At 74.0% G+C, this 26,698-nt stretch carries 22 protein-coding genes and 1 pseudogene; 20 read left to right on the top strand and 3 right to left on the bottom strand.

What is annotated here, in order from left to right; translation table 11 throughout:
* On the bottom strand, positions 1-247 hold a 247-nt coding region (locus RB146_04870; protein ID MDQ7828312.1), incomplete at its 3' end, for a hypothetical protein.
* Positions 248-378: 131 nt separating this feature from the next.
* Between RB146_04870 and RB146_04865 the strand changes: the two genes are divergently transcribed.
* The 7 genes from RB146_04865 (at position 379) to RB146_04835 (ending at position 9,217) form a co-directional block, all read left to right on the top strand.
* The gene (locus RB146_04865) at positions 379-1,500 is read left to right on the top strand and encodes an aspartate-semialdehyde dehydrogenase (GenBank protein MDQ7828311.1); all 1,122 of its coding nucleotides are present in this window, start codon (positions 379-381) and stop codon (positions 1,498-1,500) included.
* 26 nt (positions 1,501-1,526) lie between these two features.
* Positions 1,527-2,774 (top strand): aspartate kinase, encoded by a 1,248-nt coding sequence (gene dapG, locus RB146_04860; GenBank protein MDQ7828310.1) that lies wholly within the window; start codon positions 1,527-1,529, stop codon positions 2,772-2,774.
* A gap of 32 nt (positions 2,775-2,806) precedes the next feature.
* The gene (gene dapA / locus RB146_04855; protein ID MDQ7828309.1) at positions 2,807-3,700 is read left to right on the top strand and encodes a 4-hydroxy-tetrahydrodipicolinate synthase; all 894 of its coding nucleotides are present in this window, start codon (positions 2,807-2,809) and stop codon (positions 3,698-3,700) included.
* 87 nt (positions 3,701-3,787) lie between these two features.
* Complete coding sequence (locus tag RB146_04850) at positions 3,788-4,480, top strand: uracil-DNA glycosylase (protein ID MDQ7828308.1); 693 nt, start codon at positions 3,788-3,790, stop codon at positions 4,478-4,480.
* A 144-nt stretch (positions 4,481-4,624) separates the two neighbouring features.
* Positions 4,625-5,443 carry an undecaprenyl-diphosphate phosphatase gene (locus tag RB146_04845; GenBank protein ID MDQ7828307.1) on the top strand — a complete coding sequence of 273 codons (819 nt, stop codon included), beginning with the start codon at positions 4,625-4,627 and terminating at the stop codon, positions 5,441-5,443.
* An 8-nt stretch (positions 5,444-5,451) separates the two neighbouring features.
* On the top strand, positions 5,452-7,914 hold the full coding sequence (locus tag RB146_04840; GenBank protein ID MDQ7828306.1) for a DNA translocase FtsK: 2,463 nt from the start codon (positions 5,452-5,454) through the stop codon (positions 7,912-7,914).
* Between the two features lie 250 nt (positions 7,915-8,164).
* On the top strand, positions 8,165-9,217 hold the full coding sequence (locus RB146_04835) for a BMP family ABC transporter substrate-binding protein (protein ID MDQ7828305.1): 1,053 nt from the start codon (positions 8,165-8,167) through the stop codon (positions 9,215-9,217).
* 49 nt (positions 9,218-9,266) lie between these two features.
* Here the strand turns inward: RB146_04835 and RB146_04830 are convergent, their stop codons facing one another.
* Entirely contained in the window at positions 9,267-10,247 is a 981-nt protein-coding gene (locus RB146_04830) for a TerC family protein (GenBank protein MDQ7828304.1), read from the bottom strand.
* A gap of 81 nt (positions 10,248-10,328) precedes the next feature.
* Between RB146_04830 and RB146_04825 the strand changes: the two genes are divergently transcribed.
* The 7 genes and pseudogenes from RB146_04825 to RB146_04795 all read left to right on the top strand — a co-directional run bounded on the left by RB146_04825 (position 10,329) and on the right by RB146_04795 (position 17,987).
* On the top strand, positions 10,329-11,861 hold the full coding sequence (locus tag RB146_04825) for an ABC transporter ATP-binding protein (protein MDQ7828303.1): 1,533 nt from the start codon (positions 10,329-10,331) through the stop codon (positions 11,859-11,861).
* Positions 11,858-13,039: an ABC transporter permease gene (locus RB146_04820; protein ID MDQ7828302.1), complete on the top strand. Its 1,182-nt coding sequence runs from the start codon at positions 11,858-11,860 to the stop codon at positions 13,037-13,039. The genes RB146_04825 and RB146_04820 overlap by 4 nt, the downstream gene beginning before the upstream one ends.
* Entirely contained in the window at positions 13,036-14,019 is a 984-nt protein-coding gene (locus RB146_04815) for an ABC transporter permease (GenBank protein ID MDQ7828301.1), read from the top strand. Before RB146_04820 ends, RB146_04815 begins: the two co-directional genes overlap by 4 nt.
* 11 nt (positions 14,020-14,030) lie before the next feature.
* Positions 14,031-14,383: pseudogene (locus RB146_04810) on the top strand (aspartyl protease family protein).
* Positions 14,384-14,503: 120 nt separating this feature from the next.
* Entirely contained in the window at positions 14,504-16,195 is a 1,692-nt protein-coding gene (locus tag RB146_04805) for a long-chain fatty acid--CoA ligase (GenBank protein MDQ7828300.1), read from the top strand.
* A 71-nt stretch (positions 16,196-16,266) separates the two neighbouring features.
* A complete protein-coding gene (locus tag RB146_04800; GenBank protein ID MDQ7828299.1) occupies positions 16,267-17,193 on the top strand; it encodes a pseudouridine-5'-phosphate glycosidase in 927 nt (308 codons plus the stop codon).
* Positions 17,194-17,198: 5 nt separating this feature from the next.
* Positions 17,199-17,987 (top strand): DUF4115 domain-containing protein, encoded by a 789-nt coding sequence (locus RB146_04795; GenBank protein MDQ7828298.1) that lies wholly within the window; start codon positions 17,199-17,201, stop codon positions 17,985-17,987.
* A gap of 55 nt (positions 17,988-18,042) precedes the next feature.
* On the opposite strand, the gene RB146_04790 is transcribed toward RB146_04795, so the two are convergent.
* On the bottom strand, positions 18,043-18,333 hold the full coding sequence (locus RB146_04790; protein MDQ7828297.1) for an HU family DNA-binding protein: 291 nt from the start codon (positions 18,331-18,333) through the stop codon (positions 18,043-18,045).
* Between the two features lie 224 nt (positions 18,334-18,557).
* Here RB146_04790 and RB146_04785 point away from each other — a divergent pair, with 224 nt between their 5' ends.
* The 6 genes from RB146_04785 to RB146_04760 all read left to right on the top strand — a co-directional run bounded on the left by RB146_04785 (position 18,558) and on the right by RB146_04760 (position 26,623).
* Positions 18,558-19,811 (top strand): competence/damage-inducible protein A, encoded by a 1,254-nt coding sequence (locus RB146_04785; GenBank protein ID MDQ7828296.1) that lies wholly within the window; start codon positions 18,558-18,560, stop codon positions 19,809-19,811.
* A 14-nt stretch (positions 19,812-19,825) separates the two neighbouring features.
* Positions 19,826-20,527: an RNA 2',3'-cyclic phosphodiesterase gene (gene thpR / locus RB146_04780; GenBank protein MDQ7828295.1), complete on the top strand. Its 702-nt coding sequence runs from the start codon at positions 19,826-19,828 to the stop codon at positions 20,525-20,527.
* A 93-nt stretch (positions 20,528-20,620) separates the two neighbouring features.
* On the top strand, positions 20,621-21,763 hold the full coding sequence (gene recA / locus RB146_04775) for a recombinase RecA (GenBank protein ID MDQ7828294.1): 1,143 nt from the start codon (positions 20,621-20,623) through the stop codon (positions 21,761-21,763).
* 17 nt (positions 21,764-21,780) lie between these two features.
* Complete coding sequence (locus RB146_04770; protein MDQ7828293.1) at positions 21,781-22,443, top strand: regulatory protein RecX; 663 nt, start codon at positions 21,781-21,783, stop codon at positions 22,441-22,443.
* The gene (locus RB146_04765) at positions 22,440-25,478 is read left to right on the top strand and encodes an ATP-dependent DNA helicase (GenBank protein MDQ7828292.1); all 3,039 of its coding nucleotides are present in this window, start codon (positions 22,440-22,442) and stop codon (positions 25,476-25,478) included. The genes RB146_04770 and RB146_04765 overlap by 4 nt, the downstream gene beginning before the upstream one ends.
* A 26-nt stretch (positions 25,479-25,504) precedes the next feature.
* Positions 25,505-26,623, top strand: a complete 1,119-nt coding sequence (locus RB146_04760) for a DNA repair exonuclease (protein MDQ7828291.1) — start codon at positions 25,505-25,507, stop codon at positions 26,621-26,623.
* Positions 26,624-26,698: the final 75 nt, after the last annotated feature.

Below are 26,698 nucleotides of genomic sequence, written 5' to 3'. Positions count from 1 at the left end.
GCACCGCCAGGTGGGCTCCGAGGATGAGCGGCAGCCAGGCGAACAACCGCTCCACCGCCGCCACCGGCAGGGTGACCGCGACCGGTCGCCGGTAGCGCTGCCAGAGCCGGTCGAGGACCGCGGCCGCGGCGACCGCGGCGGCCGCGACGCCGAGGGCCAGGGCGGTGCGCGCGAGCGCCTCCGCGTCCAGGCGCGCCGGGTAGCGGGCGGGGTCGACGAACCACTTGACGTGCAAGAGCGGGCTCACGGCATCCTCCGACGCGACGGCGTGCGCACGCTCACAAGGATACGGCCCTGGGGGCTCCGCGCGGCAAGGAGGTGCGAGGAGGCGGCGCGAATCAGCGCAGGGTATGCTAGCGGGAGGTCAGGACGAGCGACATGGCCACATCCCCTGAACCGTCCATGCCCACGCCCGAGCCCGCCGGACGCTCCGGCTACACCGTGGCCGTGGTCGGCGCCACCGGCCTCGTCGGTGGCGAGATGGTCCGCCTGTTGGACGCGCGCCGCTTCCCGGTGGCGGCGCTGCGCCTCTTCGCCACGGCGCGCTCCGCCGGCAGGACGCTGCCCTTCCGGGGCCGCGACGTCACCGTCGCCGAGACCAGCGAGGCTGCGCTGGCCGCCTGCGATCTGGTGCTCTTCGCCGGGGGCGACGACGCCAGCCGCCGCTTCGCCTGGAGCGCGGCCGCCGCGGGGGCGGTGGTCGTGGACAACTCCTCCACCTGGCGGCAGGACCCGCGCGTCCCCCTGGTCGTCCCCGAGGTGAACGGCCACGCCCTGGCCCGCCACCAGGGCGTGATCGCCAACCCCAACTGCTGCGCCGCCGCCCTGGTCATGGCGCTGGCCCCGCTGCAGCGCGCGGTGGGGTTGCGGCGGGTCGTGGTCAGCACCTACCAGTCCGCCTCGGGCGGGGGGGCCGACACCCTGCGGCGGTTGCTCGACGAGACGCGGGCGCTGCTGCAGGACCCCGACGCGCTCGTGCGCGGCGACAGCGAGCGCATCGCCGCCCTGGCCGGCGACCGGGACCCGCTGGCCTTCAACGTCCGCCCGCAGTGGCGCTGGGGGCCGGACGGGATGACCGAGGAGGAGGCCAAGGTCGTCGCGGAGACCCGCAAGATCCTCGAGGTGGACCTGCCGGTGTCGGTGACGACGGTGCGCGTGCCCGTGCTCGTGGGGCACACCCTGGTGGTCCACGCCGACCTGGCGCAGCCGCTGACCGCGGAGGCGGCCCGCCGCCTCTTCGCCGCCGCGCCCGGCGTGGCGGTGGAGGACGCCCCCGAGGAGGACCGCTACCCCACGCCGCTGCGGGCCGCGGGGCGCGACCCGGTGCTGGTGGGGCGGATCCGCCGGGTGCCGGGCGACGAGCCGGCGCTGACCTTCGTCGTGGCCAGCGACAACCTGCGCAAGGGGGCAGCCCTGAACGCCATCCAGATCGCCGAGGCGCTCGTGGCCCGGGGGCACCTGCGCCCGCGGTCCACTCCGGCACGGGCGCCCGGCGCCTGACCGCCGCACCGCCACCGGTCACGGGGATGCCCATCATCGTGCAGAAGTACGGCGGGCTGCTCCTGGCCACCGCGGAGGGGCGGGCCCAGGTGGCGGAGCAGGTCATGGCCGCGCGCCGCCGCGGGTACGACGTCGTCGTGGTGGCCTCGGCCCTGGGGCGCGAGGGGGACCCGTACGCCACCGACACCCTGCTCGGCCTGGCCCACACCGTCGACCGCGACGTGGCCCCGCGCACGCTCGACCTGCTCCTCTCCTGCGGCGAGATCATCTCCACGGCGCTGCTGGCGCATACCCTGGAGCGGTCGGGCTGTCCCGCCGTGCCGCTGACCGGGGCCCAGGCCGGCATCCAGACCACGGGGGACTTCGGCGAGGCCCGCATCGTCCGCATCGACCCCTCGCGCGTCCGCCGGCACCTGGCCCAGCACGCGGTCGTGGTCGTGGCCGGGTTCCAGGGCGCCACCCCCGAGGGGGAGATCACCACGCTGGGCCGCGGCGGCAGCGACACCACCGCGGTGGCCCTGGGGGCGGCGCTGGGGGCCGACCGGGTGGAGATCTACAAAGACGTGGAAGGAATCATGACCGCGGACCCGAAAGTGGTGCCGCAGGCGCGGGTCATCACGCAGATCTCCTACGACGAGGTCTCGCAGATGGCCGCCCTCGGCGCCCGGGTGATCCACCCGCGGGCGGCCGACATCGGCCGGGAGCACGACGTGCGGGTGGTCATCCGGCCCCTTGGCGCCGCGGAGTGGGGAGGCACGACGCTCGTGCGCGGACCCGAACTCGGTGTGCCCATTAGCGACGGGCGCCCCGTCATCGCCCTGGCCCACCTGCCCGACGTCGTCCAGCTCAAGGTCCGGCGGCCGCCGGGCGAGGGGATCGACCACCCCCTGCAGGCCCTCGACCTGCTGGCCCGCCACGGGATCAGCATCGACCTGATCACCCTCATGCCCGAGCTCCTGGCCTTCACCGTGCGGGCGGAGGACGACGAGCGGGCGCGGGGGTTGCTGGAGGAGGCCGGGTACGAGGTGACGGTGACCCGCCCCTGCGCCAAGGTCTCCATCATCGGGGCGGGGATGCGGGGGATGCCGGGGGTGATGGCGCGCGTGGTGAAGGCGCTGCGGGAGGCGCGGGCCGACATCCTCCAGACCGCCGACTCCCACACCACCATCTCCTGCCTGGTGCGCCGCGACCAGATGGAGGCCGCCCTGCGCGCGCTACACGACGAGTTCGGGCTGGGCGAAGAGGTACGCTCGGAGCAGGAAGCCCCCGGGTAGCAGCGGGAAGCGGCGGGAGGGAGGGACGGCTCATGGTGGACCTGGGACACGTCATCACGGCGATGGCGACGCCCTTCGACCGGGAGGGCCGCGTGGACTACGCCCGCGCCGCCGAGCTGGCGCGGCGGCTGGCGGACCGCGGGTCGGACGGGCTGGTGGTGGCCGGTACGACCGGCGAGGCCCCGACCCTCACCGACGAGGAGAAGGTCACGCTCGTCCGCACCGTGCGCGAGGCGGTGGGGCCGCGCGTGAAGGTGATCGCCGGCACCGGCACCTACGACACGGCCCACTCCATCCACCTCACCCGGGAGGCGGAGCGGGCCGGGGCGGACGCCGTGCTGCTGGTCAACCCCTACTACAACCGGCCGTCGCAGGACGGGCTGTACGCCCACTTCAAGGCGGTGGCGGAGGCCACCCACCTGCCGGTCGTCCTCTACAACATCCCGGGCCGCACCGGGGTGAACTGCCTGCCCGAGACGGTGGCGCGTCTGGCCGAGGTCCCCAACATCGTGGCCCTCAAGGAGGCGAGCGGCAGCCTCGACCAGGCCTCGGAGGTGCGCCGGCGCACCCCGCCGGACTTCCTGATCTACTCGGGCGACGACAGTCTCACCCTGCCGATGCTGGCCGTGGGCGGGACGGGCGTCATCAGCGTGGCCAGCCACCTGGTGGGCCAGGAGATCGGCCAGATGATCCGCGCCTTCCTGGCCGGGGACGTGCGCACCGCGCTGGCCCTGCACCTGAAGCTCCTGCCGCTGTTCAAGGTGCTCTTCATCACCACGAACCCGGTGCCCCTCAAGGCGGCGCTGGCCCTCAGCGGCTTCGACGTGGGGCGGCCGCGCCTGCCCCTGGTGGAGGCGACGCCCCGGGAGCGGGAGCAGATCGCCGCGGTGCTGCAGGAGCTCAACCTCGTCCCGGTGGCGGCGTAGCGCGGGCGCGCGGAGGGACGGGCCGCGGCCGGCGACCACACCACCGTCCCGGCAGGGCGGGAGGAGCGCGCAGCCGCCCTCGCCCGCCTGCACGAGGAGATCCGCGGCTGCACCCGCTGCCCGCTGTGGCGCACTCGCACCCAGGCCGTCCCCGGGGAGGGACCGGTGGGGGCCGAGGTGGTCTTCGTCGGCGAGGCGCCCGGACGGACCGAGGACCTGCAGGGGCGCCCCCTCGTCGGCGCGGCCGGGCGGGTCTTCGACCTGCTCCTGCAGGAGGCGGGGCTGCGGCGTGACGAGGTCTACATCACCAACGTCCTGAAGTCCCGCCCGACCGACACCCGCGACGGCCCCAACCGGCCGCCGCGCCCCGCCGAGGTGGCCGCCTGTCGCCCCTGGCTTGAGCAGCAGCTCGCGCTCCTGCGCCCGCGCCTGGTGGTCACGCTGGGGAGCACGGCCCTGCGCTGCTTCCTGCCGGGACGGCGCCTGGACGAGGTGCACGGGCAGCCGATCCGCCAGGGTGACCGCGTCATCCTGCCGACCTTCCACCCGGCCGCCGCCGTCCGCCATGCCCGGGTGGGCCCGGGGCGCGAGGATTGCGCGGTGGTGCTGCGGCGGGACTTCCGCAAGATCCCGCGCCTCCTCGAGGGGCTGCGGGAGGCGGCCCGGCGGGCGCCTGCGCCCGGGTCTCGCACGACGCCTCCGACCGGGCCCCGTACGGCGCCTCCGCCCGGGATCCGGAGGGCCCGGACCCGCAGGGGCCCTCCGTCCCGTGGCGGCTGAGCGAGGATGGGCCGCCGTCCCGCCGGCGGGACGGCGGCCAGCGGCGTCGGTGGCCGGGGGAGGGCGGATCGTCTACAATCGAGGGCGATTGGGTCCTCGCACGCCATGCACCCCGGGGCCGCGGCCCCGCCGTCGGAGCACTGAATGGCGCAGCTGATCCTCCTCGGCCTCGTCCAGGGGCTGACCGAGTTCCTCCCCGTGAGCAGTACCGCCCACCTGCTCTTCGCCGAGCACTTCCTCCGCCTGCCTCGGCCCGGCCTCGTCCTGGAGGCGGTGTTGCACCTCGGCACGGCCCTGGCCGTGCTGATGCTCTTCTGGCCGGACGTCCGGCGCCTGGTCGCCGCCGCCGTCCGCTGGGTGCGCCATACCCGGGTGCGCGGTGCTCCGGGGGGTCGGCCTGTCGAGGACCCGGACAGCCGCCTGGCCGGCGTGGTCCTGCTGGCCACCGTGGTCACCGCGGCCCTTGGCCTGCTCTTCCTCGAGCCGCTGGAGCGCATGTTCACCTCGGTCCGGGGGGTGGCCGTACAGCTGCTCCTGACCGGCCTCATCCTCCTCCTCGCGCGCGAGCGCGGCCGCCGCCGTGCCGAGGACGCCGGCGCCCTCGACGCGCTGGTCCTGGGACTGGCCCAGGCGGTCTCCATCGTGCCGGGCATCTCCCGTTCTGGGATCACCATCGCCGCCGCGCTGTGGCGGGGGCTCGGGCGGGAGGACGCCGCCCGCCTCTCCTTCCTCGTCGCCCTGCCCGCGCTGGTGGGAGCCAGCCTCTTCTCGCTGCGCGACCTGGGAGAAGCGGCGAGCCTCGGCTACACCCCGGCACAGCTCGCCACCGGGTTTGTGGTCTCCGCCCTCTCGGGCGCCGCGGCCATCCGCTGGCTGCTGGCCGTGCTGCGGCGCAGCCGCCTCGGCGGGTTCGCCCTCTACTGCTGGGCGGCGGGCCTCGCGGTGCTTGCGGCCACCCGGTGAGGAGCACCGTGGCCCGGCGTCGCCGACCCACTGCCGCCCGCCGCCGCGAGGGCATCGGCGTCCTCTGCCTGCTGACCGCCCTCGTGCTGGCGATCAGCTTCCTGCCGCGGGCGGGCGGTGTGGCCATCGCGCTGGAGCGGTGGCAACGGCTGGCCCTGGGCCGCGCCGCACCGGCGCTCCCGACGGTGCTGCTGGTGGTCGGGCTGGTGCTCGCCGCGGCCCGCGGACGGTTCCGCATCACGCGGCGGCTGGTGGGGCTCGCGCTGGCCGCGGCGACGCTCCTGGCCGCCGTCCACGCCCGCGTCCCGGCGGGGCTGGAGTTCGCGGCGGCACGGCGGGGCGAGGGGACAGGGACGGTCGGTGCCGTGCTGGTGTGGGCGGCGCGCCGCCTGCTGGGCGAGCCCGGGCTCTGGCTCCTCCTGGCGGTCGGGGGTGCGGGCGCGCTCCTGCTGCTCGCCGGCCTCTCGGTGCGGCGGCTGGCCGAGCTGCTCCTGACCCTGGTGGCTCTAGTCCCCGGCCTGATCCTGCGGGGCGCCGCGGCGCTGTGGCAGGGGGCAGGGCGCCTGGCCCGCCTGACGACAGCGTGGGCGGAGCGCGGGTGGCGTCGCGCCGCGCCGGCCGTGGCCGTGTGGGCCTCGACGGCCGGTGAGCGGGCGCGCGTCCGGGCGGCTGCAGCGGTGGCGACGGCTGCCGCCCGCCTGCGGGCGCACCGGCCCGCGGGGACGCCGGTGCCCGTCCTCGAAGGCGGCCCGTCCGCCGCGTCCCTGGGGGGCGCCGCCGCGGGGATGCCTGCCCGCGGGAAGGCGGCTGTCGCCCCGGAGCATGCCGTCTCGCCGGGCGCAGCCGGAGCGTCGGAGACCGCTGCCGCGACCCCGGGCGTGCCCGGAGGTGCGCAGTCCCCCCCGCGCAGCGCGCCCGCCGCGACTGCCGGCGCCGACCGGGGCAGCCCCGACGAGCCCCTCCCGCCGGCGGTCCGCCGCCGCCGGCAGCGCCGCGAGGAGGGACACCAGGAGTCCCTCCTCCCCGACACCCCGGAGGCCTACCAGCTGCCGCCGCTGTCGCTGCTCGCGGACCTCCCGCAGACGCGGCGCGGCCGCTGGGACCCGGCCGAGACTGCCCGCCACCTGGAGCAGACGCTCGCCTCCTTCGGCGTCGAGGCGCGCGTCGTCCACTGGGAGCAGGGGCCGGTGGTGACCCGCTTCGAGGTCCAGCCGGCGCCGGGGGTGAAGGTCCAGCGCATCGCCAGCCTGACCAACGACATCGCCCTCCACCTGGCCGCGCCCAGCGTGCGCATCGAAGCCCCTATCCCGGGGAAGTCCGCCGTGGGGATCGAGCTGCCCAACCAGAAGGCCAGCCTGGTCCACCTGAGGGAGATCCTGGCGCTGCCCGAATTCCAGGCCCACCCCGGCGCGCTGGTGATCGCGCTGGGGAAGGACATCGCCGGCCACCCCATCGTCGCCGACCTCACCGAGATGCCCCACCTGCTCATCGCCGGCGCCACCGGGTCGGGCAAGTCGGTGATGCTGAACGCCATCATCGCCAGCCTGCTCTTCCGCTACACCCCGCGTCAGGTGCGGCTGGTGATGATCGACCCCAAGCGGGTGGAGATGACCCACTACAACGACATCCCCCACCTGCTCGTCCCGGTGGTCACCAACCCGCGGGCGGCGGCGGGGGCGCTCAAGGAGATGCTCCGGGTGATGGAGCAGCGCTTCGAGCGCTTCGCCCGGGCGGGGGTGCGCAACATCCAGGCCTACAACGCCCTCACCGACGTCGAGCCGCTCCCCTTCATCGTCATCGTCATCGACGAGCTGGCCGACCTGATGATGGTGGCGCCCGCCGACTTCGAGGACGTCATCGTGCGCCTGGCCCAGATGACCCGCGCCACTGGCATCCACCTGGTCGTGGCCACCCAGCGTCCCTCCGTGGACGTCATCACCGGGCTCATCAAGGCCAACATCCCCTCGCGCATCGCCTTCGCCGTCTCCTCCCAGGTGGACAGCCGGACGATCATCGACACGCCCGGCGCGGAGAAACTGCTGGGGCGGGGGGACATGCTCTTCCTGCCCATCGGGGCCTCCCGGCCCATGCGGGCGCAGGGGTCCTTCATCACCGACGGGGAGATCCAGGCGGTGGTGGACTGGTGGCGGGGCCAGGGGCGCCCGCAGTTCGACGAGAGCCTGCTCCAGGCCGGGCGGGAGATGGCGGCGGGGGAGGGGGGCGAGGACCACGCGCGCCTCAGCGAGGCGGCCCGCATCGTCGTCCGCGCCGGGTACGGCTCGGTCTCGCTCCTCCAGCGGAAGATGCGCATCGGCTACGTCACCGCCGCGCGGCTCATCGACCAGCTCGAGGAGCGCGGCATCGTCGGGCCGGCCCAGGGGAGCAACCCGCGGGAGGTGCTGGTGGGGGTGGAGGGGCTGGAGCGGCTCCTCCGGGCGCGGCCGGAGGACGACGAGGCCGGGCGCCCCTGAGGGTTGAGGGCCCAGGACTGAGCGCCACTGGGGGCTGAGCGCCGCTGAGGACGGGGTATCCCGCACCGGCCGGTGGCCGCACGCGCCGGCCACGGGAGGGAGCGGGCAGGCGCGGGTGCCTGGCGTCGCGAAGTACCGCGCCGCCGGCGGTCGGCCGGGCCGTCGGCCCGGCGGCACGGGCGCTCCGCGCGATCCGGTACGATAGAGGCGTGACATCGCCGGGGACGCCCGGCGAGGGAGGGGGTGGCAGATGACGAGGATCCGAGGGTGGCTCGTCCTGGCCCTGGTGGCGGTGCTGGCGCTGGGGACCTGGGGCGGCATGGCGAGCGCGCAGGCGCGGACGCTGCGCATCGGGCTCGTCTACGACGTCGGCGGCCGGGGGGATCTCTCCTTCAACGACATGGCGGCCGCCGGCCTGGACCGGGCGGCCAAGACGTTCGCGGCCCGCATCGAGACCAAGGAACTGGAGCCGGCGGCGGGGGGCGAGAACCGGGAGGAGCTGCTCCGGCTGCTGGCCGGGGAGCGCTACGACCTGATCCTGGGGATCGGGTTCCTCTTCACCGACAGCATCACCCGGGTGGCGCGGGACTTCCGCGCCGTGCGCTTCGCCATCGTCGACGGCTTCATCGACAAGGAGCCCAACGTGGTCAGCCTGCTGTTCAAGGAGGAGGAGGGCTCCTTCCTGGTGGGCGCGGCGGCGGCGCTGAAGTCCAAGACGAACAAGATCGGCTTCGTCGGGGGGATGAAGATCCCGCTCATCGAGAAGTTCGAGGTGGGCTACATCGCCGGGGCGAAGTACGTCAAGCCCACCATCCAGGTCTTCAGCGACTACGCCGGGACCACCGGGGAGGCCTTCCGCGACCCGGTCAAGGGCAAGGAGCTGGCCAGCGCCCAGTACGACCGGGGGGCGGACATCATCTACCACGCCTCGGGCGGGACCGGGATCGGGGTCTTCGAGGCCGCGGCCCTCAAGCGCAAGCTGGCCATCGGGGTGGACGCCGACCAGTCGCTCACGGTCAAGCCCGAGCAGCGCCGGTACATCCTCACCAGCATGCTGAAGCGGGTGGACGTGGCCGTCTACGAGGCGATCCGCTCGGTGGTGAACGGCACCTTCAAGCCGGGCATCCGCACCTTCGGGCTGCGGGAGAACGGCGTGGGCTACGCCGTGAACCAGTACAACCGCAGCATGATCCAGGACATCGTCCCACGGCTGGAGGCTCTCAAGCGGGACATCGTAGCGGGGAAGATCAAGGTCCCCACGACCAAGGCCGAGCTGGAGGCCTTCCTCAAGGCGCGGCGGTAAGCGGTAAGCCGTGGCGTCCGGGACGGCGACGGGGGATGGCCCGGGCGGGTCATCCCTCGTCGTGTCCTTCGCCGCCGGACGCCGCGGGCAGCGGCGCCGCGGGCGGCAGCGCGGGCGCCGGCGAAGGCCGTAGCAGGGAGAGGAGGATGGCCCCGCCGATCAGCACCGCCACGACGCCCAGCGAGAGCGTCACCGGGACGTGGACGAGGTCGCTGGCGGCCATCTTCCCGCCGATGAAGACGAGGACGAGGCCCAACCCGACGTGGAGGTAGCGGAAGCGCAGGAGCAGCCCCGCGATGAGGAAGTAGAGCGCGCGCAGGCCGAGGATGGCGAAGATGTTCGACGTGTAGACGATGAAGGGGTCGCGGGTGATGGCGAAGATCGCCGGGATGGAGTCCAGGGCGAAGACGATGTCGGTGGCCTCGATGGCCACGAGCACGAGGAACAGCGGCGTGGCCATGAGGCGCCCACCCTGCCGGACGAGGAAGCGGGCACCCTCGTACCGCGGCGTGACGGGGAGGACCCGGCGGGCCAGCCGCACCGCCGGGTTGGCCTCGGGGTGGATCTCCTGCTCCTCGGACCGCAGCATCCGCACCCCGCTGACGATGAGGATGGCGCCGAACGGGTAGATCACCCAGTGGAAGGTGGCCAGGAGCGCCGCCCCCACGACGATGAACACTCCCCGGGAGATGATGGCGCCGAGGATGCCCCAGAAGAGCACGCGGTGCTGGTAGGCCGGGGGGACGGCGAAGTAGCGGAAGAGGACGAGGAAGACGAAGAGGTTGTCGACGCTGAGCGACTTCTCGATCAGGTACCCGGTCAGGAACTCCAGGCCCCGCTCCGGACCGAACCAGACCCAGACGCCGGCGTTGAAGGCCAGGGCCAGGAGGATCCAGAAGACGCTCCACCCCAGCGCCTCGCGCGTGGCGATGACGTGGGCCTGCCGGTGGAGGCCCAGGTCCAGCGCCAGCATGGCCAGGATGAAGAGGGTGAAGCCGATCCAGAGCACGGGGGTGCCGACCGTCGTCATCTCCACCGGACCAGCGTAGCGGCCGCCAGGCCGCCCGGGAAGGGTCCCGGCCGCCAGGGCGGCGAAGTCGTTGACGCAGCCATGGACGCCCGTACGCCCGTCATCGAACTCCGGCGGATCACCAAGCGCTTCCCCGGCGTCGTCGCCAACGACCGGGTGGACCTGGGCGTCCACGCCGGGGAGATCCACGCGCTGGTCGGGGAGAACGGCGCGGGGAAGTCCACGCTGATGAAGATCCTCTACGGCCTCTACCTGCCGGACGAGGGGGAGGTCGTGGTGCGCGGGCGGCCCGTGCGCCTGGAGTCGCCCCGCCAGGCCCTCCGGCTGGGGATCGGCATGGTGCACCAGCACTTCATGCTCATCCCGCGCTTCACCGTCACCGAGAACGTCATCCTCGGCGCCGAGCCGGTGCGCCGCGGGGACCGCCTGGCCCTCCGCGAGGCCGAGGCCGCGGTGGCGGCCATCGCGCAGCGCTACGGGTTCGCCATCGACCCGCGGGCGCTGGTGGCCGAGCTCTCCGTGGGGGAGCAGCAGCGCGTCGAGATCATCAAGGTGCTCTACCGCGGCGCCGAGGTCCTGATCCTCGACGAGCCGACCGCCGTGCTGGCGCCGCAGGAGGTGGACGACCTCTTCGAGAACCTGCGCCGCCTGCGCGCCCAGGGCAAGACGATCATCTTCATCAGCCACCGCCTGGAGGAGGTCCTGGCCATCGCCGACCGGGTGACGGTCCTGCGCCGGGGGGCGGTGGTGGGAACGGTCCGGGCGGATGCGACCACGCGGGCCCAGCTGGCCGAGATGATGGTGGGGCGCCCCGTCCTGCTGGCGGTGGAACGGCGGGAGACGGTCCCGGGGCCGGTGCGGCTGCGCGCCGAGGGCCTGTGGGCGCTGGACGGGCGGGGGCTGCCGCGCGTGCGCGACGTGACCTTCGAGGTGCGCGCCGGGGAGATCTACGCGCTGGCCGGGGTGGAGGGGAACGGGCAGAGCGAGCTGGTCGAGGCCCTGGTGGGGCTCCGGCCCATCGCCCGCGGGCGCCTGTTCATCGACGGGCGGGACGTCACCCACGCCGGTCCGCGGGCCATCCGCCTGCTGGGCGTGGCCCACATCCCCGAGGACCGCCACCGGCGCGGCCTGGTCCTCCCCATGGAGGTGCGGGAGAACCTCGTCCTGGGGCACCACACGCGGCCCGAGTTCACCCGCGGCCCGCTGCTGCGCCAGGCGGCCGTGGACCGCTTCGCCGCCGACCGCGTGCGCGCCTACGACGTGCGCGTCCCCTCCCTGGCCACCCCGGCGCTGGCGCTGTCGGGCGGCAACCAGCAGAAGGTGGTCGTCGCCCGCGAGTTCGCCTTCGACCCGCAGGTGCTGGTGGCGGCCCAGCCCACCCGCGGGCTGGACATCGGGGCCACCGAGTTCGTCCAGCAGCAGCTCATGGAGGCCAAGGCCCGGGGCATGGCCGTGCTGCTGGTCAGCGTGAGCCTGGACGAGGTCTTCTCCCTGGCCGACCGCATCGGGGTGCTCTTCCACGGCGAGGTGGTGGGGGAGTTCCGGCGGGGCGAGGTCACCCCGCAGGAGGTGGGCCTCTACATGACCGGCGCGAAGCGCCAGGTCCCCGCGTGAGCCTGCCGGCGCGCCTCCTACTGCTGCAGGTCCTGACGCCGCTGCTGGCCATCCTCTTCGGGGCGGTGGTGGCGTCGGGCATCCTGCTGGCCATCGACCGGGACCCGCTGGCGGTCTACGGGCAGATGCTGCGCTTCACCCTGACGCGGGCGGACAGCCTGGCCTCGATCTTCTTCAAGGCCACGCCGCTGATCCTGGCCGGCCTGGCGGCGGCGCTGGCCTTCCGCGCGTCGCTGTGGAACATCGGCGTGGAGGGCCAGTACTACGTCGGGGCGATCCTGGCCGCCTACGTGGGGTTCGCCGTGCGCGGCCTGCCCGCGGTGGCGCACCTGCCGCTGGCGGTGCTGGCCGGGGCGGCCGGCGGCATGGCCTGGGCCTTCCTGCCCATCGCCCTGCGCCTGCGGCGGGGTGCCCATGAGGTCATCACCACGATCATGATGAACTACATCGCCGCCGCCCTCGTCCTCTACCTGCTCGAACCGGGGCTGCTGCGCGACCCCGCCCAGGCGGGGACCCCGCGCGTGCGCACCCCCGACGTCCTGCCCGGCGCCCGGCTGCCCTCGCTGCGGCCGGTGCTCGACCTGGTGGGGCTGCAGATCCCCGGCTACTCCAGCCTGAACTGGATGCTGGTGGTGGGGCTCCTGCTGTGCGTCCTCTTCGCCCTGGTCCTGCGCCGCACGACCTTCGGCTTCGAGGTGCGCGCCGTGGCGGCCAACCCCCAGGCGGCCGAGGCGGCGGGCATCCCGCTCGGGCGCGTGCTCTTCACGATGTTCCTGCTCAGCGGGGCCGTCGCCGGGCTGGTCGGGCTGAGCGACACGCTGGGCTTCTTCGGCTACTTCGACATCGACTTTCCCAAGGGCTACGGCTTCCTGGGCATCTCGGTGGCGCTGCTGGCGCGCAACCACCCCGTGGGCGTCATCCCGGCGGCGCTCCTGCTGGCCTTCCTCGACCGCGGGGCCCAGGGGGTGCAGGTCTTCGCCGGGGTGCCGCGCGAGGTCATCGCCATCATGCAGGGCGTGATCATCCTGGCCATCGTCGTGGCTTACGAGCTGCTGACGCGCTACCTCCGCGCCCTGCGCAAGCGCGAGGCCGCCCGGGCCGAGCCCGCCCGCGCGCTGCTGCCGGCGCTCGGGGAGGGCCGGCGGGCGGGGGAGGCGGCCGGAGGCGGCGGGCCGTGAGCGAAGTCCCGGAACTCCTCCGGACGCTGCTCAGCGCAGCACTCCTGGCCTCCGCGGTCCGGCTCACCGTGCCCATCCTGCTGGCGGCGCTGGGGGCGGTCTTCACCGAGCGCGGCGGGGTGGTGAACATCGGCCTGGAAGGCATGATGATCATGGGCACCTTCTGGGGTGCCGCCGCCACCTACTTCACCGCCCAGGCCCTGCCGGGGCTGGTGGCCGCCGTCCCCGACCTGGCCCCGCTCGCCGGCATGGGCGCCGCGGTGCTGGCCGGCATGGCGCTCGCCCTGGTCCACGCCGTCGTCACCGTCACCTTCCGGGTGGACCAGATCATCAGCGGGGTGGCCCTCAACCTCCTGGCCGTGGGCCTGGCCCGGTTCCTCAACATCCTCTTCTTCCGGGTGGCCACGCAGTCGCCGGGGATCGAGGGGTTCACGCCCATCTCCCTCCCGCTGCTGCGCGACCTCCCCGCGCTGGCGCCGGTGGCGCGCAACCTCTCCCCGGTCATCCCGCTGGCCCTCCTCCTGGTGGTGGCGGGGCACTGGGTGCTGGTGCGCACGCGCTTCGGCCTGCGGCTGCGCGCGGTGGGGGAGCACCCGCTGGCCGCCGACACCCTCGGCATCGACGTCTACCGCATGCGCTACCTGGGGGTGCTGCTGAGCGGGGCGCTGGCCGGCTTCGCCGGCGGGTACCTGGCCATCGAGCAGGGCCACGGGTACCTGGAGGGGATGACGCAGGGGCGCGGCTTCATCGCGCTGGCCGCCATGATCTTCGGCAACTGGTGGCCGGTAGGGGCCCTGGGGGCGTCGGCGCTCTTCGGCTACTTCGACGCGCTCAGCCTGCGCGTCGTGGCGCTGCGCATCCCGTACCAGTTCATCACCGTCCTGCCCCACATCGTCACGATCCTCGTGCTGGCCGGGGTGGTGCGCCGCGCCCAGCCGCCGGCCGCCGACGGGATCCCCTACGCCAAGGAGGAGGAGTGAGCGCGCTCCTCATGGGCGTCACGTACATCGAAGGGACCGTCCGGGAACCGAATGCGAGGGAGGCGACCGTACGCTTCCTCGTGGACAGCGGCGCCACCTACACGCTCCTGCCCCACGAGGTCTGGCGGCACCTGGGTCTCACCCCACCAGGCGCGTGACGTTCATGCTGGCCGATGGGACGGCTGTCGAGCGGGGCGTGTCGGAGTGTGACATCATCCTCCCCCAGGGCGAGGCGCGCACCCCGGTGATCCTGGGGGAACCGGGGGACGAGGCCCTGCTCGGAGTGGTGACCCTGGAGATCCTCGGCCTGGTCCTCAACCCCTTCACGCGACAGCTCCAGCCGATGCGGATGATATTGGCCTGAGGCCGCGTTCGCGGAGGCCGGTGGCGAAAGTCGGGCCGTCGGTCCGCACCGGGGCGGTGGAGGGAGGGAGTGTTCCGACACCGAAGGGCGGCAGAGAGGCTGCACGCGGAGGTGAGGCCCGTGGCCGTTCGTCCCGAGGAGATCGTCTCACCGCCGTGGGTCCGCTTCTACGACCCCGGCGTCCCGGCCCACCTGACCTATCCGGATCACCCCGTCCACCACCTGCTGGAGCAGGCAGCCCGGCGCTACGGCCCGCGCCCCGCTCTGGTCTTCTTCGGGCGCCCGCTCTCCTATGCCGCCCTGGACACGCTGGCCACCCGGTTCGCCGCCGGGCTGCAGCGCCTCGGCGTGGAGCCGGGGACGCCGGTCTCCCTCCACCTGCCCAACTGTCCCCAGTTCGTCATCGCCTACTACGGCATCCTGAAGGCCGGCGGTGTGGCCGTCCCCCACAACCCGCTCTACACCGAGCGCGAGGTGGCCCACCAGCTCCAGGACGCCGGCGTGCGCGTGGCCGTCACCCTCGACCTGGTGACCCCCGCGGTGCTGCCGGCCGCCCGCCGCGCCGGCGTCCGCGACGTCGTCGTCACGCCCATCACCGCGTACATGCCGCTGCCCCTGCGGCTCCTCTACCCGCTTAAGGCCGCGCGCGAGGGGCAGCGCGTGCGCGTCCCGTGGGGGCCCGGCCTGCACCGGTTCGCCACGCTGCTCCAGCCGGCGCCGCTGCGCCCGGTGGCGGTGCGGCCGGACGACCCGGCCCAGTACCAGTACACCGGCGGCACCACCGGCACCCCGCAGGCCGCGGTCCTCACCCACCGCAACCTGGTGGCGAACGTCACGCAGGTGGTGGCGTGGAACCCCCGGGCGCAGCCCGGCGCGGAGACCGCCATGGCGGTGCTGCCCTTCTTCCACATCTACGGCCTCACGGCCGTCCTCAACGCCGGATTCGCCCAGGGGCAGACGCTCGTCCTGATCCCGCGCTTCGACCCGTCCCTGGTCCTGCGGGCGGTGCGGCGCCACCGCCCCACCTACTTCCACGGCGTGCCCACCATGTACATGGCGCTGCTGGCCCACCCGGCGCTGGCACGCACGCCGCTCGGCTCCATCCGCGCCTGCATCAGCGGGGCGATGGCCCTGCCGGTGGCCGTGCAGCAGGAGTGGGAGGCCCGGACGGGCGGCCGCCTGGTGGAAGGGTATGGGCTGACCGAGGCCGCGCCGGTCACGCACTGCAACCCGGTGTGGGGCCACCGGAAGACCGGGAGCATCGGAATCCCGCTGCCCGACACCGAGGCGCGCATCGTCGACCCCGAGACGGCGCAACCGCTGCCCCCGGGCGAGGTGGGCGAGCTGGCGGTGCGCGGGCCCCAGGTGATGGCCGGCTACCTGCGCCAGCCGGAGGCCACGGCGCGGGCGCTGCGCGACGGCTGGCTGCTCACCGGGGACATGGCGCGCATGGACGAGGACGGCTTCTTCTACCTGGTGGACCGCAAGAAGGAGATGATCAACGTCGGCGGGCTCAAGGTCTTCCCGCGGGAGGTGGAGGAGGTCCTCTACGAGCACCCGGCCGTGCGCGAGGCCGCGGTGGTGGGGATGCCCGACCGGGAGCGCGGCGAGCGGGTGAAGGCGTTCGTGGCGCTCAAGCCGGGGGCCACGGTGACCGCGGAGGCGCTCATCGCTCACTGCCGCGAACGCCTGGCCCCGCACAAGGTGCCCCGGGCCATCGAGGTGCGGGAGACGCTGCCGAAGAGTCTGATCGGCAAGGTGCTGCGACGGGTGCTGGCGGAGGAGGCCCGCGCCGGAGCGGGGACGCCCTGACGGGACGGCAGGGGATTCCGCCCCGCAGTCGGGAACACCTCCAACAGGAGAGGCTCCCCGAGGTGAGCCGGATGGGCGGGTACCACGAGTTCCACGTGAGCGACGAGATCCAGGTGGCGCTGGGCCTGGAGGCGGCGGTGGTGGCGCTGGAGTCGGCTGTGGTCACGCACGGCCTGCCGCATCCTGCCAACCTGGAGGCGGCGGAGCGGATGGCTTCTGCGGTGCGGCGGGCCGGGGCCGTGCCCGCCATGGTGGCCGTGCTGGAGGGCCGCATCACCGTGGGCGTGGGGCCGGACGAGCTGAGCAGGCTGGCCGACGCCCGGGGGGTGAAGGTGGCGCGTCGCGACCTGCCGGTGGCGCTGGCGCGCGGAGCCACCGGCGGGACGACCGTCTCGGCCACGCTGGCCGTGGCCCACGCCCTGGGGGTGCGGGTGCAGGCCACCGGCGGCATCGGCGGGGTCCACCTCGGCGCCGAGCGGACGTGGGATGTTTCGGCCGACCTGGACGAGCTCACCCGCCGCCCGCTGGTGCTCGTGGCCTCGGGGACCAAGGCGATCTGCGATCCGGGGGCGACGCTGGAGGCGCTCGATACCCGCGGGGTGACGGTCGTGGGCTTCGGGACCGACCGCTTCCCCCTCTTCTACATGCCGGACAGCGGCTACCCCGTCCCCTGGGAGGTCGACTCCCCGGCCGAGGCGGCGGCGATCTACCGGGCCAAGCAGCGTCTGGGCGACCCGTCGGCGCTGCTGGTCTGCCACCCGCCCCCGCCTGACGCCCGACTGCCGGCAGGGCTGGTGCGCGAGGCCGTGGCGCGGGCCGTGGAGGCGGCGGCGCGGGAGGGCATCCGCGGCGGGGACCTGACGCCCTACCTCCTGGCCGAGGTCGACCGGCTGACCCAGGGGGCGGCGGTGCGCGCCAACCTGGCGCTGCTCGAAGCCAACGCCGCCCTGGCCGCGCGCATCGCCCTGGCCCTGACCGAGGAGCGCCTCCCCGCCTAGCGCCCGTGCCGGGAGAGGACGCCGCTCCGGAGGGGTTCGGCCCGGCGCTGCGGCACGCCCGGGAACGGGCCGGCCTCTCCCTGGCCGACGTCGCCCGGCTGACCAGGATCCGCGAGACCTACCTGGCAGCGCTGGAACGCGAAGACCTGGCGGCGCTGCCCCCGCCCATCTACGCGCGCGGCTACCTGCGGGCCTATGCCCGCCTGCTGGGGTTGGACCCCGCCCCGCTGGTCGCCGCCTTCAACCGCGCGGTTCCGCCGGCCCCGCGGCCTCATGGCGGCCCCGGCGAGATCATCATCGAGCCCGGCGCGCCGCCCAGCCCGGTGCAACGCTACCTCCGCTACGCGGCCTGGGGGGCACTGGCGCTGGGGCTCTTCCTCACGTACGTCCTGATCGTGCAGGTGGTCGAGTTCGCCCGGCCCCTCCCGCCGGCACCACAGGCGGCGGCTACCGCGGTCCCCTCCCCTGGGGGCCGGCCTTTCGCCGAAGCGTCCCCGCCGCCGGCACCCGCGGTGGCGCCTTCGCCGACGCCGGAGGCCCCCACCGGCGTGACGCTCACCGTCTCCGTCCACGAGGCCTCCTGGCTGCGGGTCACCGCCGACGGCGACCGGGTCTTCCAGGGGATCCTGCAGGCCGGCGAAGCCCGCACCTGGCGGGCGGAGCGCCAAGTGACCATACGGATCGGGAATGCGGGAGGGGTCGACCTGACGGTGAACGGGGAACCGCTCGGCCGCCTCGGGGCGCGTGGGGAAGTGGTGACCCGGACCTTCCGCGCCACCTCTCCGATGCCCTGAAGACGGGCGCCGCCCCGGGGGGATCCGGAGCGGCGCCCGGTCGTCGTCTGGCCGGTCAGCGCTTGCGCCTGGTGGCTCCGACGGCCAGCTTCAGGTCCTTGCTCGCCCGGAACGCCACCTTGCGGCTCGCCGGGATCCTGATGGCCTCACCGGTCTGGGGGTTGCGCCCCATGCGGGCGGGGCGGTCCCGGACCGCAAAAATGCCGAAGCCGGGGACGCTCACCCGCTCGCCCCGCTTGAGCGCGCGCGTGATCTCCTCGAAGACCACGTCGACCGCGCGCACGCCGTCCTTCTTGCTCAGCTCCAGCTCTTCCGCTACCGCGTTGGCCAGCTCCCGTTTGGTCATCCGTCCCTCCTCTGCTCCAGGATTGGATTCCGAGGAAGACAATTACCACGCCGGCCGACGGCAATCATTCTCTCCCCCAAATCTCCTCGGCCGCGCCGGCACAGCTCCCGGCAGCGTGCCGGCCCGCCGGGCAGGGAGCCGGCACGCCAGGAGTGTCGCGGAGGCCCCCGAAACAGTGAGGGGGCGGCAGGCGCCGCGCCGACGCCCGCCCCGTCACGAGGACGATGCGCGCCGAACTCATCTCCGTCGGGACCGAACTCCTGCTGGGCCAGATCACCGACACCAACGCCGCCTTCCTCGCCCGCGTCCTGGCCGAGCACGGCGTGGACCTCTACTTCAAGCAGACCGTCGGCGACAACCCCGCCCGCATCCAGCAGGCCGTGCGGCTGGCGCTGGAGCGGGCCGACCTGGTCGTCATGACCGGGGGGCTCGGCCCCACCGAGGACGACCTGACCGTCGCCGCGGTGGCGGACCTGCTGGGCCTGCCGCTGGTCGAGCGGCCCGAGGCCCGCGAGCACATCCGCACCTTCTTCGAGACGCGGCGCCGCCCCGCAGCCGCCTCGGTCTACAAGCAGGCGCTGCTCCCCCAGGGGGCCCGGCTCATCCCCAACCGCCGCGGTACCGCCCCCGGCGTGGCCATTACCCACGGGCAAGCCACCATCGTCATCCTGCCCGGGGTGCCGGCGGAGATGGAGGCCATGGTGGAGGACTTCCTCCTCCCCTGGCTGCGGGAGCGCACCGGCGGGGAGGTGATCCGCTCGCGCATCCTGCGCGTGACCGGCCTGGGGGAGTCGGCCGTGGAGGAACGCATCAAGGACCTCCTCGCCATGACCACCCCGACGGTCGCCCCCTACGCCAAGCTCGGCGAGGTCCACCTGCGGCTCACGGCCAAGGGCACGCCGGAGGCGGTGGCGGCAGCCCTGGACGAGGGGGAACGGCTCGTCCGCGCCCGCCTGGGCGACCTGGTCTACGGGGTGGATGAGGAGACGCTGGAGGGGGTAGTGGGCGAGCTCCTGCGCCGGCGCGCCCTCACGCTGGCGGTGGGAGAGTCGTGCACCGGCGGCCTCATCACCCACCGCCTCACCGACATCCCCGGGAGCTCTGCCTACCTGCGGCTCGGGGTGGTGGCCTACAGCAACGAGGCCAAAACGGCCCTGCTCGGGGTGCCACCCGAGCTGCTGGCCCGCTATGGGGCGGTGAGCCCGCAGGTGGCGGCCGCCATGGCCGCCGGCGCCCGCCGCGTGGGGGGCGCCGACCTGGGGCTGGGTGTCACCGGCATCGCCGGGCCGTCGGGCGGCACCCCGGAGAAGCCCGTGGGGCTGGTCTACCTGGCCCTCACCGACGGCGTCGAGGAGCGGGTGGAGGAGGTGCGCTTCGGCGCCGCCCCCGGGCGGCGGGCCGTCAAGGCGCTCACCAGCCAGGCCGCGCTCAACCTCCTCCGGCTCTACCTGCTGCGCGCCTCCCGCGTCCCCGGGTGAGGACGCCTCCCCGGATGGCAGCCCGTCACCGCATCTTCATCGCAGTACCGCTGGATCCCGCCCTGGCCGGTGCGGTGGTCGAGCTGGAGCGGCGCATCACCGCGGCCGGCGGTCCCGTCCGGTGGATCCGCGCGGAGCAGCTGCACTTCACGGTGCGCTTCCTGGGAGAGATCACGCCGGTGCAGGTGGCCCTGGTCCGGCGGGCCACGCGGACGGTGGCGGCGGCGGCCTCCCCCTTCCCGCTCACCCTCCAGGGCATCGGGGCGTTCCCGTCGCTGCACCGTCCCCAGGTGATCTGGGTGGGCGTGCGCGAGGGCGCGGAGGGGCTGGCCCGACTTTCGCGTGCCCTCGACGACGCGCTGGCCCCACACCACTTCCCCCGGGAGGATCGCCCCTACGTCGCCCACCTCACGCTGACCCGCGTCCGGGATCGCCGGCAGTGGGGGGACGTGGTGCGGGCACTCAGTACCTTCCGGGAGACGCCGGTGGGGACCCAGGTCGCCGACCGCTTGGCGGTCATGGAGAGCCACCTGGGGCGGGGGGGCGCCCGCTATACCGTGGTCGAGGAGGTGCCCCTGGGCCACCTATTGAAGTCTTCCAGGGAGGAGGCACTAGATGTGGTGGACCCGGGCAGTGGCGCCACCCCGAAAAACTCGGCGGGCCGGCCGATTAGGGTGAACGAAAGCCGAGACAGCCGCGGGGACGGCGTTCCTTGACATGCGAACAGATGTTTGGTATGCATGGCAGCACGAGGCCGTCTCCCCCATCTCGCCGCGGCCCCACGGCGCGGCCGGCAGGAGGCTAGCAGCATGAACGAACGCCAGCGCGCGCTGGAACTGGCCCTCACCCAGATCGAGAAGCAGTTCGGCAAGGGCTCGATCATGAAGCTCGGCGAGGCCACCGCCCGGCTCCAGGTAGAGGTCATCTCCACGGGGGCCCTGGCCCTGGACGTGGCGCTGGGGGTCGGCGGGGTGCCGCGGGGACGGGTGGTGGAGATCTACGGCCCCGAGTCCTCGGGCAAGACCACGCTGGGCTACCACATCATCGCCGAGGCGCAGCGGGAGGGCGGGGTGGCCGCCTTCATCGACGCCGAGCACGCGCTGGATCCCAACTACGCGCGGGCGGTCGGCGTGGACGTCGACAGCCTGCTCCTCTCCCAGCCGGACAGCGGCGAGCAGGCCCTGGAGATCGCCGAGATGCTGGTGCGCAGCGGCGCCGTGGACGTCATCGTCATCGACTCGGTGGCCGCCCTTGTGCCCCGCGCCGAGCTCGAGGGGGAGATGGGGGACGCGCACGTGGGGCTGCAGGCGCGCCTCATGTCCCAGGCGCTGCGCAAGCTGGTCGGGGCCATCGCCAAGTCCCGCACCACCGTGATCTTCATCAACCAGATCCGGGAGAAGGTCGGGGTGCTCTTCGGCTCGCCCGAGACCACCACCGGCGGCCGCGCGCTCAAGTTCTACTCCTCCGTCCGCATGGAGATCCGCCGCACCGAGAACATCAAGAGCGGCGAGGAGGTCAAGGGGATGCGCGCCCGGGTCAAGGTGGTGAAGAACAAGGTCGCCCCGCCCTTCCGCGACGCCGAGGTGGACATCTTCTACGGCCAGGGGATCTCCCGCGCCGGAAGCGTGCTGGACGTGGCCCAGGCGGTGGGCGTGGTCACCCGCACCGGCACCTGGTTCGCCTACGGCGACCTGCGCCTGGGGCAGGGGCGCGACAACGCCCGCGACTTCCTCGAGAACAACCCCGAGCTCATGCGGGAGATCGAGCAGCGGGTGCGGGAGAAGCTCGGTCTGACCCGCCGCCCTGCCGCAGGCGGCCCCGGGGAGGTCGCGGCGACCGGTGCGCCCCCCGTCCCTGCCGTCTCGCCCGCGCCTGTCGCCATCCCGTCCCGGGCGCGCGGAGCAGAGCCCGTAGCGCCAGCCAAGGAGGCTGCGGCCAAGGCGAGAGGCTGACGAGAGGTCCGCGTCGGATGAGGCAGGTGGTCCGCATCCGCCCCGCCGGGCGAGGCGGAGCCCGCCGCGCCGTTTGGCTGGACGATGGACGGCGGCTGGTGCTGGACGCGGACGACATCAGCCGTCTGGGGCTCGAGCCGGGGCAGGGGGTGGACGACCTGCTCCTGCGCCGGCTCGACCGGTTGGCGCAAGAGGCAGAGGCTCGGGCCGCCGCGTTGCGCCTGCTGAAGGTCCGCCTGCGCAGCCGGGCGGAGCTCGAGCACCGCCTGAGGCGCTGCGGGTTCGACCCGACCACGGTGGCGCGGGTCCTCGACCGGCTGGCGGCCGCCGGGTGGGTGGACGACCGACGCTTCGCCCGTGCCTGGGTGGAAGGGCGGCTGGCCCTCGGCCGCGCGGGTCCCCGGCGCCTCCGTGCCGAGCTGCGCGCCCGCGGGGTGCCGCCCGACCTGGTCGACGAGGCCCTCCGGGCCGCCTGGCAGCCGGAGGAGGAGCGGACCCGCGCGGAGGCCCTGGCGCGCCGCCACCTCGCCCGCACCCGGGCGCTGCCACCTGAGGTGCGGCTGCGGCGGGTGGCCGGGCTGCTGGCACGCCGCGGCTTCAGCCCGGAGGTGGTCGCCGACCTCCTGCGCCGGCTGGCGCGGGAGGTGGCACCGACCGTCACCGGACGGGAGGTACCGTGACGCACCACTCGGCCCAGATCACGCTCGACCTGGACGCCCCGCTCCCCGTCCTGAGCGACGCGCCGCCGGCCGAGCGGGTGCTGGAGGGGCTCAACGAGGAGCAGCGCCGTGCCGTCACCCACGGCGAGGGGCCCCTCCTCATCGTCGCCGGGGCCGGCACCGGCAAGACCACGGTGATCACCCGGCGCATCGCCTGGCTGATCGCCGCCCGCCGCGCCCGCCCGGGCGAGATCCTGGCCGTGACCTTCACGGACAAGGCCGCCGGGGAGATGGAGGAGCGCGTCGACCTGCTCGTCCCCTACGGCTACACCGACATCTGGATCTCCACCTTTCACGCCTTCGGCGACCGCGTGCTGCGCGAGCACGCGCTCGAGGCCGGGCTCCCGCCGGACTTCCGGGTCCTGTCGCGGGCGGAGCAGGTGATCTTCCTCAAGGAGCGCCTCTTCGAGCTGCCGCTGCGGCTGTACCGGCCGCTGGGGGACCCGACGCGCTACGTGGAGGCGCTCATCACGCTCTTCAGCCGGGCCAAGGACGAGGACGTCTCCCCGGACGAGTACGCCGCCTACGCGGCCCGGGTGGCCGCCGACGCCGCGGCCCGCCCCGAGGAGGCGGAGCTGGCCGACCTGGCCCGCCAGCAGGAGGAGCTGGCTGCCGCCTACCAGGCCTACCAGGCGATGCTGGCCCGCGCGGGGCTGGTGGACTTCGGCGACCTGATCACGTTGCCGCTGCGCCTCTTCCGGGAGCGTCCGGCGGTGCTGCGCCGCTACCAGGAGCGCTTCGCGTACATCCTGGTGGACGAGTTCCAGGATACCAACTACGCCCAGTTCCAGCTCGTCCGCCTGCTCGGTGCGGCCCGTCCCAATATCACCGTGGTGGGCGACGACGACCAGGCCATCTTCAAGTTCCGCGGGGCCTCCATCAGCAACATCCTGGGGTTCACCCAGGCCTACCCGCAAGCCACCCAGGTCGTCCTCACGCGCAACTACCGCTCCCGCCAGCCCATCCTCGACGCGGCCCACCGGCTGATCCGCCACAACGACCCGGACCGCCTGGAGGTGCGCAGCGGCATCGACAAGCGCCTGGTGGCGGTGCGCGACGAGGTGGAGGGCCCGGCGCCGACGGGGGTGGTGGAGCACCTGGTCTTCGACACCCTCAGCAGCGAGGCGGACGGCGTGGCCGCGCGCATCGCCGCGGCGGTGGAGGCCGGCGGGCGCCGCTACCGCGACTTCGCCATCCTCGTGCGCAGCAACGGGGACGCCGACCCCTTCCTGCGCGCCCTCAACCTCAAGGGGATCCCTCACCGCTTCACCGGCAGCCGCGGGCTCTACAACCGCGAGGAGGTCCGCCTGGTCATCGCCTTCCTGCGCGTGCTGGCCAACCCCGCCGACAACCTCAGCCTCTACTACCTGGGGATCTCGCCGCTCTACCTGCTCGACCCCACCGACCTGGCCAAGGCGCTCGCCTACGCCAGCCGCAAGAACCGTACCCTGGAGTTCGTCTACCGCCACCTCGACCAGTTCCCCGACCTGGCCGCCGAGACCGGGCCGGAGACGCGCGCCGCCATCGGCCGGCTGCTCGAGGACCTGGACGAGATGCGCCGTGCCATGAAGGACCTGCCCACCGGGCGCGTCCTCTACGAGTACCTGGTGGCGCGCACCGGCTACGTGCGCCGCCTGGCCACCTCGGGCGTCCCCGAGGACGAGGTGCGCGTGGCCAACCTGGCGCGCTTCTTCGACATCGTCGCCCGCTACGGCGAGGTGGCCGCCTACGACCGTGTCCCCGAGTTCGTGCGCCGCCTGGACGAGCTCATCGCCGCCGGCGACGACCCTCCCGTGGCCGAGGCCGATCCCGACGTCGATGCCGTGAACGTCCTCACCGTGCACAAGGCCAAGGGGCTGGAGTTCCCGGTGGTCTTCCTGGTCTCGTGCGTGGCCGACCGCTTCCCCACCCGCCACCGCGGGGAGGCGCTCCCGCTCCCCGACGCCCTCGTCAAGGACGTCCTGCCCACCGGCGACGCGCACCTGCAGGAGGAGCGGCGCCTGTTCTACGTGGGGATGACGCGGGCGCGGGACGAGCTGGTCCTGACCAGCGCCCGCGACTACGGCGGGGCCCGGCCGCGCAAGGTGAGCCGCTTCGTGCTGGAGGCCCTCGACCGCCCCGCCGCCGACCCCCCGGGGAGCGTCTTCCGCGCCTCACCGGTGGAGACGATCCACCGCCACGCCCCGCCCACGGACGGGCAGCAGGCGCTGGCGGGCGTGCTGCCGCCCGACCAGCCGCTCGTCCTCTCCTTCCGCCAGGTGGACGACTACGAGACCTGCCCGCTGAAGTTCAAGTACACCCACATCCTGCGGGTGCCGCTGCTGCGCGACCACCGCGTCGTCTACGGCAGCGCGGTGCACGAGGCGGTGCGCGAGTACAACCGGCGCAAGGCCCGCGCGCAGGCGGTGACGCTGGAGGACCTGCTGCGCACCTTCGAGCGGGCCTGGGTGAACGAGGGGTTCATCAGCCGGGAGCACGAGGACCAGCGCCTGGAGGAGGGGCGCACGGTCCTGCGCCGCTTCTTCGAGTTCCAGGAGGCCCAGGGCAACCGGCCCACCTTCGTCGAGGCGCCCTTCTCCGTCCAGGTGGGGGCGACGCGCGTCAAGGGGCGGTGGGACCGGGTGGACCTGCGCAGCGGGGAGCCGGTGATCATCGACTTCAAGACCAGCGACGTGCGCCAGCCCAAGGAGGCGCACCGCCGCGCCCGGGAGAGCCGCCAGCTGGCCATCTACGCGCTGGCCTACCGGGAGGTCTACGGGACGCTGCCGGCCCGGCTTGAGCTGCACTTCCTCGGGCCGCAGGGGGTGCTCGTGGGGGAGGTCGTCCCCGACGAGGCGCTCGTGGCGGAGGCCCGGGCCGACATCGAGCACGCCGCCGCCGGGGTGCGGGCGGGGAACTTCATCGCCACGCCCGACTACTACCAGGCCTGCCGCTTCTGCGCCTTCAACACCATCTGCCCCTACACCGCCACGGGCGATCCGCCCGCGGACGGCTGACGGGACGAGCCCGCTGGGCGCCGTCGATGTCGGACCGACCCCTCACCCTGCTGCACACCGCCGACCTGCACCTGGGGATGGCCTTCCCCGGCCTGGGCGAGCGCGGAAGAGAACACCGGGAGCAGCTGCGCCGCACCTTCGCCCGCATCGTCGAGGTGGCCCTGGAGCGGCGTGTGGACCTCCTCGTGGTGGCGGGCGACCTCTTCCACTCGCCGCGGCAGGGGGAGGGGACGGTCGCCTTCGTCCGAGACCAGTTCCGACAGCTGGGCGAGGGAGGCGTCCGCGTGGCGGTGGTGGCCGGGAACCACGACCCGCTGGTCGAGGAGAGCGTGTGGACCCGGGCCCGCTTCCAGGAGGCGCCGCACGTCCACCTCTTCGGGTTGGCGCCCGAGGCCGTGACCTACCCCGACCTCGACCTCACGCTGCTGGGGCAGTCGGTGGGGCCGGACGGCCCGGCAGGGCTGGCCGCCTGGCCGCGCCGTCCGACGACCACCCGCTTCGCCGTCGGCGTCGCGCACGGGAGCGCCTACCGCGAGGGGGTGGTGGAGGAGGGCCCGATCCACCCGGCGGACATCCGGGCGCTAGGCCTCGACTACCTGGCACTGGGAGACTGGCACTCCCCCTCCCAGGTCACCGGCCCGCCGACGCCCGCCTGGTATGCCGGGGCGCCGGAGTTCCTCGCCATGGACCAGGAAGGGGGGCAGGTCCTGCTCGTCACCATCTCCGCCCCCCGCGCGGCGATCGTCGAGCCTGTGCCGGTGGGCCGGCGGCGCTACCGGCGGCGGCAGGTGGACGTGACCGGACTCGACCCCGCTCAGGTGCAGACCGACCTGCTGGCCGAGGCCGATCCCGACACCGTCCTGGACGTCGTGCTCACCGGCCTGGCCCCCCCCGGGGCGGAGCCTGATCCGCGTGCGCTGGAGGACGCCCTGCAGGAGGTCTGCTTCCGCGCCCGGGTGCGCGATGCCCGACGCCCCCTCCTGGACGAGGCCATGCTCGAGGCCTTCCCCGAGCGCACGCTGGTGGGCCGATTTATCCGGGAGATGCGCCGCCGCGCCGATGCGGCACCGCAGGAGGAGCGGGAAGTGATCGAGGAAGCCCTCCAGCTCGGCGTAGCCCTCCTCCTCCATCCCGAGGATGTCTGAGCCGCCTCCGATCGAGGTGCGGACTCGGATGCGGCGGCTGACCTCGGAGCGGCAACTGACCCTCGGATGCGGCTG

The sequence above is a fragment of the Armatimonadota bacterium genome (genome assembly GCA_031081585.1).
Lineage (GTDB): Bacteria > Sysuimicrobiota > Sysuimicrobiia > Sysuimicrobiales > Humicultoraceae > Geohabitans > Geohabitans tengchongensis.
Note: the sequence above shows the minus strand (reverse complement) of the source record. Positions and strands in the feature narration are given on the sequence as shown.